At 67.0% G+C, this 13,979-nt stretch carries 12 protein-coding genes; 5 read left to right on the forward strand and 7 right to left on the reverse strand.

The window, feature by feature from the left end:
• The first annotated feature begins 384 nt into the window (after positions 1-384).
• Positions 385-645, forward strand: coding sequence for a 30S ribosomal protein S20 (rpsT, locus tag ACLMAJ_RS25185; RefSeq protein WP_412016293.1), 261 nt, complete (start codon positions 385-387; stop codon positions 643-645).
• Between the two features lie 218 nt (positions 646-863).
• Positions 864-1,139 (forward strand): hypothetical protein, encoded by a 276-nt coding sequence (locus ACLMAJ_RS25190; RefSeq protein WP_412016294.1) that lies wholly within the window; start codon positions 864-866, stop codon positions 1,137-1,139.
• 3 nt (positions 1,140-1,142) lie between these two features.
• Here the strand turns inward: ACLMAJ_RS25190 and ACLMAJ_RS25195 are convergent, their stop codons facing one another.
• Positions 1,143-1,970, reverse strand: coding sequence for a helix-turn-helix domain-containing protein (locus ACLMAJ_RS25195; RefSeq protein WP_412016295.1), 828 nt, complete (start codon positions 1,968-1,970; stop codon positions 1,143-1,145).
• A 115-nt stretch (positions 1,971-2,085) separates the two neighbouring features.
• Between ACLMAJ_RS25195 and ACLMAJ_RS25200 the strand changes: the two genes are divergently transcribed.
• Positions 2,086-3,156 (forward strand): aldo/keto reductase, encoded by a 1,071-nt coding sequence (locus tag ACLMAJ_RS25200; RefSeq protein ID WP_412016296.1) that lies wholly within the window; start codon positions 2,086-2,088, stop codon positions 3,154-3,156.
• Between the two features lie 231 nt (positions 3,157-3,387).
• Here ACLMAJ_RS25200 and ACLMAJ_RS25205 read toward each other — a convergent pair whose 3' ends face one another.
• The 5 genes from ACLMAJ_RS25205 to ACLMAJ_RS25225 form a co-directional block, all read right to left on the reverse strand.
• The gene (locus ACLMAJ_RS25205) at positions 3,388-3,522 is read right to left on the reverse strand and encodes a hypothetical protein (RefSeq protein WP_412016297.1); all 135 of its coding nucleotides are present in this window, start codon (positions 3,520-3,522) and stop codon (positions 3,388-3,390) included.
• A gap of 36 nt (positions 3,523-3,558) precedes the next feature.
• Positions 3,559-4,530, reverse strand: a complete 972-nt coding sequence (holA, locus tag ACLMAJ_RS25210; RefSeq protein WP_412016298.1) for a DNA polymerase III subunit delta — start codon at positions 4,528-4,530, stop codon at positions 3,559-3,561.
• Entirely contained in the window at positions 4,527-4,658 is a 132-nt protein-coding gene (locus tag ACLMAJ_RS25215; RefSeq protein WP_412016299.1) for a hypothetical protein, read from the reverse strand. The genes holA and ACLMAJ_RS25215 overlap by 4 nt, the downstream gene beginning before the upstream one ends.
• A 125-nt stretch (positions 4,659-4,783) precedes the next feature.
• Positions 4,784-7,351, reverse strand: a complete 2,568-nt coding sequence (locus tag ACLMAJ_RS25220) for a ComEC/Rec2 family competence protein (RefSeq protein ID WP_412016300.1) — start codon at positions 7,349-7,351, stop codon at positions 4,784-4,786.
• 424 nt (positions 7,352-7,775) lie between these two features.
• Positions 7,776-8,942: a ComEA family DNA-binding protein gene (locus ACLMAJ_RS25225; protein WP_412016301.1), complete on the reverse strand. Its 1,167-nt coding sequence runs from the start codon at positions 8,940-8,942 to the stop codon at positions 7,776-7,778.
• Between the two features lie 893 nt (positions 8,943-9,835).
• On the opposite strand from ACLMAJ_RS25225, the gene ligD reads away from it, so the two are divergent.
• Positions 9,836-10,777, forward strand: coding sequence for a non-homologous end-joining DNA ligase (ligD, locus tag ACLMAJ_RS25230; RefSeq protein ID WP_412016302.1), 942 nt, complete (start codon positions 9,836-9,838; stop codon positions 10,775-10,777).
• Positions 10,778-10,947: 170 nt separating this feature from the next.
• Positions 10,948-13,149 carry an RNA polymerase recycling motor ATPase HelR gene (gene helR / locus ACLMAJ_RS25235; protein WP_412016303.1) on the forward strand — a complete coding sequence of 734 codons (2,202 nt, stop codon included), beginning with the start codon at positions 10,948-10,950 and terminating at the stop codon, positions 13,147-13,149.
• 286 nt (positions 13,150-13,435) lie between these two features.
• On the opposite strand, the gene ACLMAJ_RS25240 is transcribed toward helR, so the two are convergent.
• Positions 13,436-13,927, reverse strand: coding sequence for an FBP domain-containing protein (locus ACLMAJ_RS25240; protein ID WP_412016304.1), 492 nt, complete (start codon positions 13,925-13,927; stop codon positions 13,436-13,438).
• Positions 13,928-13,979: the final 52 nt, after the last annotated feature.

The following is a 13,979-nucleotide window of genomic DNA, read 5'->3' on the forward strand; positions in this document are numbered from 1 at the left end:
CCTCGAAAAGCCCGGTGAAGGGCGCCCGACCACGGCCACCCGAACGTCCGCTCGACCGGACCGGTGGCGGCACAGTAGATCGGGCCGAGCGCGGCGGCGAGGCGGAGGTCATGCAAGAATCGTGCGCCATGCAGCGGCTTTGCCGCGTGTGACACAGGTAAATTTCTTGCATCACTCCCGCGTCGCATGTGAAAATTCCGTTAGAAGTACCGGCGGGTCCGCCTCGGCGGGTTGCCAGTTGCCGATTGCACCGATTTCGTGTGCCAACCGACGGCTGGTACCCTCGATCTTCGGCGTTGCGTTACCGATTTGCATCGGGTGTGTCGCACGCTCGCGAACTTTTCAGCACAGTCCACTCAGCGACAGGAACACGAGGAAACCGGCGTGGCCAACATCAAGTCCCAGATGAAGCGGATCCGTACCAACGAGGCGGCGCGCAAGCGCAACCAGTCGGTCAAGTCCGCTCTTCGCACTGCGATCCGCAGCTTCCGCGATTCCGCGGCCGCGGGCGACAAGGACAAGGCTGCCGAGCAGCTGCAGTTCGCCAGCCGCAAGCTGGACAAGGCCGCCTCGAAGGGCGTCATCCACGCCAACCAGGCCGCCAACAAGAAGTCGGCCCTCGCGCTGGCCCTCAACAAGATCTGATCCTCCGGTATCGCAAGATACCGGAGTTCGCTATTGACGCAGCCGCCGTGGCCTCGATGACCACGGCGGCTTTTGTCGTGCCCGATCGGCATGATCCGAGGACGAGCCCGGACAGGCGAATGGCGCGTGAACGGTTTCGGGCAAATGCCCGGCGTCCTCCGAATCGGCGGTAATGTCGGCCGGGCGAGGGCACTCGTGAGCAATGTGTTCACTAATGATTGGAGTTACCGTTGGACGGCGACCGCAACACCATCACGTTGTATGCCAACCAGACAGTGGTTCGGTCCGAGGACCTGCCCGCTGTCATCCAGGCTGCCGACGTCCTCCAGATCGGCCTGAAGATCGAGAACCTCATGGTTCCCGCCGGTGACGGTGCGTACTCGCTGGAGTGGATCGTCACCCGCGAGGACGATGTGCCGTTCTTCGAGGACTGGGACGGCCGCTACGAGGAGTCCGACGAGGAAGAAGAGCTCACCCTCGCCTCCGTCGAGTAGAGCTCAGGACTCGACCAACCGGTCCAGCGCCGTTTGGGAATCGGCATCCGCGGCGCGGTAGATGATGATCCGCTGGTCGGGGTCCTGGATCGGCATCAGCACTTCATAGTTGACGACCAAAGGCCCCACCACCGGATGCCGCAGCGGCTTACTGCCGCGGCCGTTGACCCGGACATCATGTCGGTCCCAGGCCCGCGCGAACTCCTCGCTGCGGGTGAACTCGGCTATCAGGTCCGCGAGGGCCTGATCGTCGGGATGCGCCGCCCGTGCCGCCCGTAGATCGGCGATGCCCTCCCGGATGATCCGTTCCCGGTCGGCGTAGAACTCGCGCATATCCGGGTGCATCAGACACAGCCACATCGAGTTGCGCTGCCCCGGCGGCAAGGTGTCGAAATCAAGTATCAACCTGGCCATTTCCCGGTTCCACGCCAAAATGTCGTAGCGATGGTTGACGAGCATGGCAGGCAGCGGCGAGAGATCCTCGACAAGCATGACCAGGGCCGCGGCGGGCACCGTGCTCGGTTTGCCGGTGTCTGGCTGACGCTGCTTGGCCAGGTCGAACAGATAGGTGCGCTCGTCGGTATCCAGCCGCAGCGCGCGTGAGAGGGCCTCCAGCACGTCCGCGGACGGACGTAAACCGCGCCCCTGCTCCAGCCGAACGATGTAATCGATACTGACCCCTGCCAATTCGGCGACCTCCTCGCGCCGCAGGCCGGGCGTGCGGCGTGCCTGCTTGCGCTGGGGCAGCCCGAGATCGCCGGGGGTAAGGCGCTCCCGCCTGGCCCGCAGGAAGGCCGCCAGTTCCTGTGTCGTGTTCACCGTGCCAGTCATCGCCCTCGATCCTACGGCTGGGTGGTACCGGCTTTCCCAGGAAAAACCTTCCCTTATCGTCCGCCTCGCGTCGTCCCAGACTGGCTTACGAACCAAACGACGACAGGAGCCCGACATGTCCGCAGGCCTCACCCTCGACAACTACCGCCTGCTCGGCCGCTCGGGGCTGCGAGTATCCCCGCTGTCCCTTGGCACCATGACCTTCGGCGCCGACTGGGGCTGGGGCGCCGACAAGGACGAAGCCCGCAAGATTTTCGACACCTATGTGGACCGTGGCGGCAATTTCATCGATACCGCCAGCCAGTACACCAACGGCACCTCAGAGCAACTGCTCGGCGAGTTCACCGCGGACAACCGCGAAAGCCTTGTGCTGGCAACCAAATACACGATGCTGCGCCGCGCGGGCGACCCCAACTCGGGTGGCAACCACCGCAAGAGCATGTTCGCCTCGGTGGAGGCGAGCCTGCGCAGGCTGAACACCGACTACATCGACGTGCTGTACCTGCACGCCTGGGACTTCCTCACCCCGGTCGAGGAGATCCTGCGCGCGATGGACGATCTGGTCCGCGCGGGCAAGGTGCTCTATGTCGGCATATCCGACGCGCCCGCCTGGCAGGTTTCCCGCATGCAGGCGATCGCCGACCTGCGCGGCTGGTCACCGCTGATCGCGCTCCAGATCGAATACAGCCTGATCGAGCGGACCGTCGAGCGCGATCTCATTCCGATGGCACAGGAAATGGGTCTCGGAGTGGTCCCCTGGTCGCCGCTGGCCAGCGGCGTGCTCACCGGCAAGTACAGCAGCGCCGATCTGGAGCACGACGCGGCGGCATCACCGGAGGGTTCGCGCAAGAACGTGGCCGCCGCGAACGGCTCGCTCACCGAGCGTGGTCTCGCCATCGCCGATGTGGTGAAAGAGGTTGCGGCGCAACTGGGTAAGACACCGTCGCAAGTTGCACTCGCATGGACGCTGCGCAACCCCGCAGTTACCGCGCCGATCATCGGTGCCCGCACCGCCGCACAGCTCGAGGACAACCTCGGTGCGCTCGACGTCGAATTCGACGTCGAGCAGGTGGCTCGGCTCGAGCAGGCCAGCGCCATCGACCTCGGCTTCCCGCACGAGTTCCTGGCCAGGCCGATGACCCAGAGTGTGACCTTCGGCGATCTGAAGGTGCAAGGGCGCGACTGAGCTCGACCCGGTCCGCGGCGGTGCAGGCATGGCTTGCACCGCCGCGGACCGCTGTCCTGGGTTCGGTGCCGTGACATCGCGTCGCCGTAAGCGTTCACCAGATTTGGTGTCGCCGGTGATGGTGCTGTCGACCAGCTTGCCGACATCCGGTGTGGGAAGTTACCGATTCGGTGGTCGAGGTGCGGACGTCTCGGACGTCAGGCCGATGTCGGGTGTTCTGGACGGAGCGTTCTATGGTGCGGTCGGGCCCGTCATTCCGACGGCGGCGCGCACCTCGCGGCGAATGTCGGACGGGTCGACGGTGCGCGGGAAGTCGGTCGCGTCCCAGCCGTAGGAGAGCACGATATCGCGGTGTGCGACAAGCACGAGTCGGTAACCCCGCACGCGAGGAAAGCCCGTTGGTCAGCCTGCCGAATAGAGGTCGAGGATTCGGGTGAGGGCGTGTTCCAGGGCGTAGTTGGCGTCGGCCGCGCCGCCTTTGACGTCGGCGTTCAATGCGGCGACTATCTGGAGGGCGGAGCCGATGGTGGCGGAGCTCCAGCCGCGGGCCTGAGCTTGGGCCTTCTTCACCTTCCATGGCGGCATGCCCAGTTGCTGGGCCAGCTTGAATGGGTCGCCGCGGCCCGCGGAGCCGACGCGGGCGATGGTGTGCACGGAGTCGGCGAGCGCGTCGGCGAGCAGGACGTGCGGGACGCCGCGATCATTGGCCCAGCGCAGTGCCTCCATGGCCCCGGGACGGTCGCCCGCCACCGCGAGCTCGGCGACATCGAAACCGGACACCTCGGCCTTGCCGGAGTAATAGCGGCGCACCGCGGCGACATCGATCTTGCCGCCGGTGTCGGCGGCGAGCTGCGAACACGCTGCGGCGAGCTCACGCAGTTCGGAACCGACCGCCTCCAGCATCACCTGGACGACCTCGGCGGACACCCGCACCCCTGCGGCACGGAACTCGTTGCGCACGAATTCGACTCGCTCGCCCCCCTTGTTCAGCTTCGCGCAGTTGTGCACCTCGGCGCCCAGCTTCTGCAGGGCGGGTGCCAATGCCTTGGCTCGACCGCCCCCAGAGTGCAGCACCACCAGAACCGAGCCCTCGGGTGGGTCCCCGGCAGCCTCGGTAATCACCGCGACCGCGTCCTTACCCGCCTCGGCCGCCGACTCCAGCACGATCAAACGCTCCTCGGCGAACAGTGAGGGGCTCAATAACTCGGCAAGCTCAGCCGTGCTGGCATCCCCTGCCCGCAGCCGATCGACCGGCACCGCATCCCCATCCGCGGCGGTCGCCCGAACCCGCGCGGCGATCTCCGCGACCGCGCGCTCGATCAGCAACTCTTCCTCGCCGAGCACCAAATGCACCGATGTGGCCCGCTCGCTCACAACTCCTCCTCGCTCGGCTCCGTCATCCTCGACACATACTGCGAGCTGGTTCGCGGCCGCACGCCGACACCCGGCTCCAGCGCGCCCGACGGCGCGACACCCATGGATCGTTCGCCACGCTCGCTCACGCGCCCGATCCTACGGTCCGCCCCCGACAGCCCGAGCCACTACGCCAGGCGCAGCGATCACTCCGGTGCGATCAAGAGTTCCGACTCGCGCGCGAAGGTCGCATCGCAATAACCGGTAGATGCGATCACTGTCGTGGTCGGCCCGCGCGCGAGGTCAGTACGCGGGATAGCACCCCGTCTCCGGTGACAATCACCTCGCCATGAGCATCGGTACGAGCGACTACAGCCCCTGTCATCTGAAGCTCGGATAGGACGTCCCGGTTCGGGTGACCGAAGGTGTTGTCCGCGCCGACGCTGACTATGGCGACGCGTGGGCGGACGGCGGCCAGGAATTCCAGTGCGGTGGTTCGTGATCCGTGATGGGGGACCTTCAGGATGTCGGCCTGTACGGGGGCACCGGAGTTCAGTAGGCGATGCTGGGCGGGAGCCTCGATGTCACCGGTGAGCAGAATTCGACCAGCGGGTGTGGTCGCGGCGATGACGATCGACCGGTCGTTGGCGTCGTCGGCCGCGGCACTGCCCGCAGGAATGCGCGCAGTCGCGGTCGGTGCGAGCACCGTCAATTCAACTGCGCCGAAACCCATTACGTGTCCCGCCGACAGTTCGAGAACAGGAATCCTGGCCCGCGCCACGGCGGCCGCCACCTGCCCCGGCCCATCGGCTGCGGCACCCGAGCCGCCCCTCGCGGCGGGCGGACCAGCCGTCGGAGCGGGCCGCTCGACCATCGTGGAATTCGGCTCAGTGACCACGACGTGCGCGCCGGCCGTCGAGACGGGCGGATCTGTTGTCGGGCTATACGGGTCCGTCGTCGAGACGTGCGGATCAGCCGTCGAAACACGCGGGTCAGCCGTCGGTTCCGGTGAAATGGCGGCGTTGTCGATTGCGGCGTCACGAGCGGTGATGTCGACGTAGCGCAGACCGGGTACCGCGGGGAGTTCGCCCGGACCGACGGCCAGGGCTGCGACCGAACGTCCTTGGAGGGCGCCGGTGAGGCCGCCTATGTGGTCGGCGTGTGGGTGGGTCAGAACCAGGAGCGGGATTCGGGTGATGTGGAGGCGGTCGAGGCAGGTGCGGATGGCTCGGGGTTCCGGCCCTACGTCGATCACTATCGCCGCGCCGTCGCCTATCGACAGCGCCAGGCCGTCGCCCTGTCCGACGTCGCAGGCGGCAAGTACCCAACCGGGAGGCGGCCACCATGGGTGCCAGATCCGGACTGGGATCAGGACGGCCGCCATCCCGAGAACGATTGCGGCCGTGAGCCGGCGGACGGTCGCGGAGCGCAGGGACCAGACGATCGTCGCGACGATCGCGGCGGTGATCGAGCCGCCGAGCAACCCACCGCGAACCTCGATGGCCGCGCCCGGTAGCTCCGCCGCGCGTTCCGCGACCATCAGCAGCCACCACATCGGAGGTCCCACACAACGAAGGAGCAGTTCTGCCGGTAGGTGCCAGATGCATGACAGCACGGCGCCGGCCGCGCCGATCACCGTGATCGGCGCGACAACCGGTGCGACAAGGACATTCGCGACGATTGCCACAAGACTGAGCCGTCCGGTCAACGCGACCATGAGCGGGGTGGTCACCACGAACGCACCTGCCGACACCGCCACGATTTCGGCAGGGACGCGCCACCAGCCGCGAGCGCGCAGCCAATCGGCCCAGCTCGGCGCAAGGAGGATCAGCCCTGCCGTGGCGATCACCGACAGTGCGAACCCAGCTCGCACCGCGAGTTCCGGCCACACCGCGAGCAATCCGAGCACAGCGGTACACAGTGCGGGCAACGCTTGCTTCCTGCGGCCGGTGACCAACGCCAACAAGGTGATCGCGCCCATCGCCCCGGCCCGCAGCACACTGGGGTCCGGTCTCGCCATCACAACGAACATGAGCAACGCCGCCGCCGCGATCGTGGCGGCGAGACGCGGGCCGAGGGTGAGCAGCCGCACAACGAGCAACACCACCGAGAGCAGAATCGTGAAGTTGGCACCGCTGACTACGCAAAGATGTTGCAGTCCGGCGATAGTGAACTCGTCACGCACCTCATCGGGCAATACCGAGGTGTCCCCCACGACGAGCGCGGGCAATAGCCCGGCCTGCTCGGCCGGCAGTGCACGGGACGCGGCGGCGGCGAAATCCTTGCGCACCGAGGCCGCCACGCGTTGCCACCACGGCAGCGGGCCGACCGCGACCGGCGGCCCCGACGCGCGCAAAGTAGCGACAGTGAGATCGCGTTGCCACGGCTGATCCACTCGCGCACGGAATTCCACCGGCCGTCCAGGCAACAGCAGCGCCCAGTCCTCGCCCGAGGCGAGAATCACCACTACCCCACCGGCCCGCACTGTCGTCTCGCCCCGCCGGAACTCACGTAATTCCGCCCGCACCGTCCACCGCGGCTCTCCCGCGAACGAATTGGCCCGCACCGGTTTCGGGTCATCGGTCGGCGTCGCAACGACCCCCACCGACCCACCGATCGCCGTCCGCAACGGATGCGTGGACACCCGATATTCACGCCAAGCCCCCGCGACCGTGAACCCCACACCGAGAAGCACCGCGGCAAGCGCAACCACCGCGACAACCCGCCACCGTTCACTGCGATGCGCAATCGACCACAACAGCACCACCCACAGCCCGATGGCCAGCACCAGCAATCCCACGGCCAGCGCCAGCCCAGCGACCCACCCACCGGCGACAGCCATAATCGTTGCCCCCCAACAACACAGCGTCGCAGGCAGCAGCCGTGCATCGAGCACCTGCGCCCCTTCCACGCCTTCCCTGCCGCCGCCCGCCTCCGTACCTTTCCGGCCGCCGGCCCGAGACAGACCACCAACGCGCCGCCCGCTACCCAGCCGCGATGCATCACGAAGCCGAGACCGCAGAGACCGCACCAGCTCGTGCCAAACCTGTTCGGCGGGAACGGAAACCGCCCTGCCGCTCCCGCTCCTCCGGTCGTCCAGACCTCGATTGCTCATCTGAGGCTCACTGCTGGCTCGACGCCCGCACGAGTTCCGCGGGGCACTGCGCGATCAACCAACACCATCAGCGCGTAGCTGTTTGTACGCACGCCCGCGGTTGACCGATCACCCAGCAAGACCCGACCGACCAGCAAAACCCAACCGAGCCTCATACCTTCACCAACCCACGCAAGCGCGCGAGCCGAGTAGGGCCGATGCCTTCGACCTCGCCGAGTTGTTCGATATCGGTGAAGCGGCCGTTCTTGGTGCGCCAGGCTATGATTGCGCGGGCGGTGACCGGGCCGAGACCGGGCAGGGCATCGAGATCGAGCTCGGCCGCGGTGTTGAGATCGATGCGGGCCGTCACGGAGGGGGACGGTGCGGAACCCGAACGAGGAGCGGCGGCGCCCGGGGCGCGACCGGCGGCGCTGACGGTGGTACTGCCCAATTGCGGCGGTCCAGGTTTCGGACCGGGCGCTCCGACCAGCACTTGATCGCCGTCCTGCAAGCGTTGGGCCAGGTTGAGCCCGCTCAGATCAGCGCCGTCCCGCACACCACCCGCTGCCGCGATGGCGTCGGCCACCCGGGATCCGCTCGGTATCCGCAACAGTCCACTGTTGTGCACCAAACCGACCACGCTGACCACCAATTCGGCGGTCGCAACGCCCTCCGGTGGTCCCGGCATCGCGCCGGGTGCCGCGGCCACACTCGGCACACCGGTCGCGCTCGACGGGCGCACCCCAGCGGCAGCGACGGTCGTACGCACGGCGGGCAATGGTGGAACCTGTTGCGCGACCGGTCGTTCCCGCAACACCACCACTGTCGCCACGGCGATCGCCGCAAGCCCCACTAGCGTCAAGGTCACCGCGCCCCGCCACCCCGGATCGAATCGGGTACCCCGAAACCTCTCCGGCACAAGCCGATCCCGCCACGCCGAGCCGCCGCTCACCTCGTCCAACCAACCCGGCGCCCGCACCTCACCGACCCCAACCACCAGGTCGCGATCGCCGCCGAACCCACCCGATTCCACACCATTCGACGGCAACCGGTCGTCATTCCATCGCCCGCCATCAGCCGCCCCGGTCCGCCCCAGCTGCTCGACCCCGGCCTCTCCCGATCGCCGCAGCGCACCCGATGGGTCCGAATCCGGTGGCGACTCGGGACTCTCCGCTCGCCCCCCGACCTCACGCAACCCGATGCTCGCCGACCACTCGCGGCCTGCCGCTTCCTCGCCATCGTCGAAGGGATCGCCACCGCCCGCCCGATGGACGTTCCCCGACCGTTCGACTATCCCCCGTCGGCCCGAATTCTTTACCCGAGCACGCTTTTCCGACATCCCGACAACCCCCGCCCGCTGAAGGCTCGCCCATTCGGCGGCACCCAGTGACTCTGAACTCTGCACCCACGCAGGCACTTCCGGCCGCTCGTCGTTCTCCGACCATTCACTCTCACTCGACCCCCCATCACTGTCCGACCGCTCCACACCTCGCGCCGTCTCCGACAGCTCCCCCTGCTGCGGCCGCTCCCCATCCCCCAGCCGCTCAACACTTCCCGCCCTCCCCACCATTTCCGACAACTCCCCTTCTCTGGACCGCTCCCCACTCCCCGACCGTGCCCGCGGCTCCGATCGCCCTCCCCTATCGAGCACCCCGGCACTCTCCGACCGCCCAACACTTCCTGCCCGCCCGGCTCCCTTCGACGCGCTTCCCTTCCGGGGCGGCTTCTCGTTCCCGGACCACTCGACACTCCCGTCTCTCTCCGACACCCCCTCCTTTCCCGACGACTCACCGCTCCCCGACCGCACCGAGCTCCCGCTCGCCGCACTGACCGATCGCGGGACACCATCCACCAATCCGGTACCGCCCGACCTCCGGACGCTTCGAGGGCCGGGCAGAAACCCGTGCCGCAATGTCACGGGTTCCGTATCGCGAACAACCCCCGCTGCCCTGCTCGCGCCGACTCCGATCGTCAGCGCCCGGAGGCGCTGTCGAATCCGCTCGTGTTCGTCGTGTCGTGACATGACGGCGACGGTAGTGCGATTCGCCCGGCCAGGATCCGCGCTGAGCTGGGGATTCGACAGGCCTGTTGATAACTGCGGCCCTGTGGAAAACCGTGCCGCGAACGGCCGTCGATCGAGCCATTTCAGTCAGACCGGTCGGTACTATTCAAGGGATTTGCCAGCGCGGCGTTCGAGTTCACGAAGGGACCGGCGATGTCGGCGAGGCAGGTGTGACAGGACTGCCGCACTATGCGGCGATGCTGGCGACGGCGGGCGCCCTCCCCAGCGACGACCTCGGCTGGGCCTACGAGGTCAAATTCGATGGCATTCGCGCAATCGGCTACATCGACGACAAACTTCGGCTGGTGTCCCGCAACGACAAGAACATCACCGCGGCGTGGCCCGAGATCGCGCAGATCGCACCGGCGGACCCCCGATTCGTCGTCGATGGCGAAATCGTCGCCTTCTCCGCCGACGGACGGTCCTCGTTCGAGGCCCTGCAACCGCGGATGCACCAGCGCAACCCCGCCAAGATCCGAGCTCTCGCCGAGCACATCCCGGTCACGTACATGATCTTCGACCTGCTACACATCGGCGATCGATCGCTGATCGACCTGCCCTACCGGCAGCGTCGCGAACTGCTGGAACAGCTCGGCCTCGACGGCCCGCACTGGCACGTACCGCCCCGGTTGCACGGCACCGGAACCGAACTACTGGCCGAGTCGAAGAAATTGGGGCTCGAAGGCATCGTCTGCAAGCGACTCGATAGCCCCTACCTGCCCGGCCGACGGAGTCCGCTTTGGACAAAGGTCAAGAACGTACTCGACCAAGAAGTAGTGATCGTCGGTTGGCGGCCGGGAACCGGTCGCCGGGCCGGCCACATCGGCTCGCTTCTGATGGCCGTTCACGACTCCAGCGGAAAACTCACCTATATCGGCAACGTCGGCACCGGCTTCACACAAGGAATTCTCGATGAGCTTCGGACCAAACTTCAACCGCTGCAACGCAAAACACCGACCGTCGACGCCGACGTGCGGGATGCTGTCTGGCTCGAACCGCGGGTCGTCGGTGAAGTTTCGTTTGCCGAATGGACCGGTGACGGCCGACTCCGACACCCGTCCTGGCGGGGGTTTCGCCCAGACAAAGCGCCACGTGACGTGCGGCGCGAATAGTAGGAGGATATCCACTCCTTCCACTCTCAACTTATAGCGCACAGGGGGGCTTGCGGCAAGACCCGGGTGGTGCCGCAAAATGGCTGGCCTAAGCCAGACCGAAGGAAATGCCGCCCGTCTCCGCATGAACCACACGAGACCGTCGAGCCAGGAAAAAAAGTAAGGGGCACATGTCAACCCAGGGACACGAAGACGAATTGCGGTCCGAGCGGAGCTACGTGGCCGGGCTCTACACGCGGCTCGACGCCGAGCGCGCGCGAGTAAAGGGCGAGTACAGCGCGGCGTTGCGCGGCAGAGACGGGACAGCCATGGATCGGGAGTTTCATGCGCGCGCACTGGCCAAGGAGGTTAAACGGCTGGACGTGGCGGACAACGGGCTGTGTTTCGGTCGGTTGGACGCCCTTTCCGGAGAGCATTCCTACATCGGCCGGATCGGCCTCTTCGACGAGGAGAACGAGTTCGAACCGGTGTTACTGGATTGGCGGGCGCCCGCGTCGCGCGCGTTCTACGTCGCCACGGCCGCGACCCCGGAGAGCATGCGGCGCCGCCGCCAGTTCCACACCCGCGGGCGTCACGTGGTCGATTTCACCGACGAGGTGCTCGGCCGCCCCGACGGTGACGAGGGTGGGGACGCGGCCCTGCTCGCGGCGGTCAACGCGCCGCGCGGTGCCGGGATGGGTGACATCGTGGCGACGATCCAAGCCGAGCAGGACGAGATCATCCGGCTCGATCACCCCGGCGTGCTGGTAATCGAGGGTGGCCCTGGCACCGGCAAGACCGTGGTGGCGCTGCACCGTGTCGCATACCTGCTCTACACGCAGCGGGAGCGGATGGAACGCCAGGGTGTGCTCGTGGTCGGACCCAACCCCGCGTTCCTGAACCACATCGGTCGCGTGCTGCCGTCGCTCGGCGAGACCAACGTGGTGTTCACCACCGCAGGCGACCTCGTGCCCGGTCTGCGTGTCACCGCCGAGGACACCCCCGAAGCCGCGCGGCTCAAGGGCTCGCTGAAGATCCTGGACATGCTCACGGCGGCGGTCGCCGATCGGCAGCGGCTACCCGAGGATCCGCTGCCGATCGAACTGTCGGACGTCACGGTGCGCATCGACGCCGAGACCGCGCAGTGGGCCAGGGAGGAGGCACGAGCGAGCAAGCTGCCGCACAACGATGCCCGCGCGGTGTTCAGTGAGATCCTCACCTTCGCGCTCACCGAACGGGCGATAGCCAGGATCGGCCGCGGCTGGCTGACCAGGGCGGACCGCGAAGCATGGGAGCAGCTGCGGGAGAACCTGCTCGAGGAGCTCGCCGACCACGACGCGTTCACTGCCGCACTCGACGCGCTTTGGCCGATCCTGACGCCGGAAAAGCTACTGGCACAGCTGTATTCGTCACCGGAGCGGCTACGCGCGGCTGGCGCGGACGAGGTGCTGTCACGCGCCGATGGCGAGGCTTGGACGGTGTCGGACGTGCCGCTGCTCGACGAACTGGTCGACCTGCTCGGCCGCGACAAGCCCGCCGATCAGACTGCCGAGCGGGAACGCAAGGCCGAGGCCGCGTACGCCACCGCGGTACTGGACAACATGGTCGGCCGCGAGGACATGATGGACGACGAGGACCACCTGTTCGCCACGGATCTGCTCTACGCCGAAGACCTCGCGGATCGCTTCCTCGAGCGCGACACCCGGGAGCTCGCCGAACGCGCTGCCGCGGACCGGGATTGGACCTACCGGCACGTCGTGGTCGACGAAGCCCAAGAGCTGTCCGAAATGGACTGGCGAGTGCTGATGCGGCGCTGCCCTGGCAAATCCTTCACGGTGGTCGGCGATCTCGCCCAGCGTCGGTCGGCGGCCGGAGCGACCTCGTGGGACACGATGATGACGCCGTACGTACCCAACCGCTGGATATACCGGTCGCTGACGGTGAACTACCGCACCCCGGCGGAGATCATGACCGTCGCCGCCGCGCTGCTCGCCGAGTTCGCGCCCGGGGTGCAGCCACCGGAGTCGGTCCGAGCATGCGGAGTCCAGCCCTGGTCCAGGCACGTCACCGAAGACGAACTGGCTACTGCCATCGAGGAATTCGTCCAGAACGAAGCCGGTCGCGAAGGCACCAGCGTCGTGATCGGGCCGCCGGGTGTGCCGGGCACGGTGATGGCGTCGGAGACGAAGGGCCTGGAGTTCGATGCCGTTCTGGTAGTGGAACCGGAACGGATCATCGCCGACGGCCCACGCGGCGCAGCCGAACTCTACGTCGCCCTCACCCGCGCTACCCAGCGCCTCGGCGTCCTGCACCAGGCGCCGTTGCCGCAGGCCCTGACCGGACTCACCGAAACCGGGACACCCGTCCTGGCCGGGAATCAACGGTCGGCGTAGCGATTCACGTGCCCCTACTGGCGCGGACCGCGCCCCGGTAGGACTCGAGTCACGCGAGAACCGCAACGGCAATCACGCGGCCGAGTTCCCGCTGGAGATTCCTCTCCGGATGGGATGGCCCGGTGCGGTCCGGGCCGTCTCAACCGGAGAGGAACCCTGCGCACCCCGAGTTATGGCGTTGTCGCTGAACTCGGGGTGCGTCGGTGGTCCGGTCTCTGAGTATCGGCGCATGGCATCTACCTCCGTTTCGTGTCGGCAGCGCTCGCTGCCCAGGGGGTCGGTCTGGTCAGGTGTACAGCCTCGAGATGAAGGCGTTCATATTGTCCCGAACGCGCTCGATCTTCGTTTCGACGGAAATGAGGTCCTCGCGGTACCGGTTGCCGAGCGCGGGTGTTCGCTTGCCCCGCGCGTACAGCGAACATGCCAGGTCGGTGCACATGTAGGTGCCGACCGAGTTGCCGCGGCGGCCGGATTCGCCCGCCTTGTGCGCGGTCATCAACGAGACACCCCTACTGGTGTGCGTGGTCAAGCAGATCGCACACATCTGCGCCCGGCCGAACCCACCGATTTCGTAACGCAGCGCGACACCGACGACGCGGTCCTCCCGCGGAACGACGAGATAGCCACGTCCTGGCAGCGACGGGTCGCCCCAGCCGAAGAAGTCCAGGTCATCCCATGGACGACCGTCCAGATCTCGAGGTACCGGGACCTTCTTGGCGCTGGTCTTGGAACAGTTGATGAACGACGACCTGATGTCGCGTTCGGTGACGGCTTTCATGACGGCATCGACTCCTTCGGTTGATGTGTTGGCAAACCGAAGTGACGCTACA

Source organism: Nocardia arseniciresistens, from assembly GCF_046764875.1.
Taxonomy (GTDB): Bacteria; Actinomycetota; Actinomycetes; order Mycobacteriales; family Mycobacteriaceae; genus Nocardia; species Nocardia arseniciresistens.

Bases quoted from the DNA above. Each gene is read 5' to 3' on its own strand.
- helR (WP_412016303.1), top strand. From the start codon at position 10,948: ATGTCAACCCAGGGACACGAAGACGAATTGCGGTCCGAGCGGAGCTAC.
- ACLMAJ_RS25225 (WP_412016301.1), bottom strand. From the start codon at position 8,942: ATGTCGGAAAAGCGTGCTCGGGTAAAGAATTCGGGCCGACGGGGGATA.
- ACLMAJ_RS25240 (WP_412016304.1), bottom strand. From the start codon at position 13,927: ATGAAAGCCGTCACCGAACGCGACATCAGGTCGTCGTTCATCAACTGT.
- ACLMAJ_RS25220 (WP_412016300.1), bottom strand. From the start codon at position 7,351: ATGGCTGTCGCCGGTGGGTGGGTCGCTGGGCTGGCGCTGGCCGTGGGA.
- ACLMAJ_RS25200 (WP_412016296.1), top strand. From the start codon at position 2,086: ATGTCCGCAGGCCTCACCCTCGACAACTACCGCCTGCTCGGCCGCTCG.
- ACLMAJ_RS25195 (WP_412016295.1), bottom strand. From the start codon at position 1,970: ATGACTGGCACGGTGAACACGACACAGGAACTGGCGGCCTTCCTGCGG.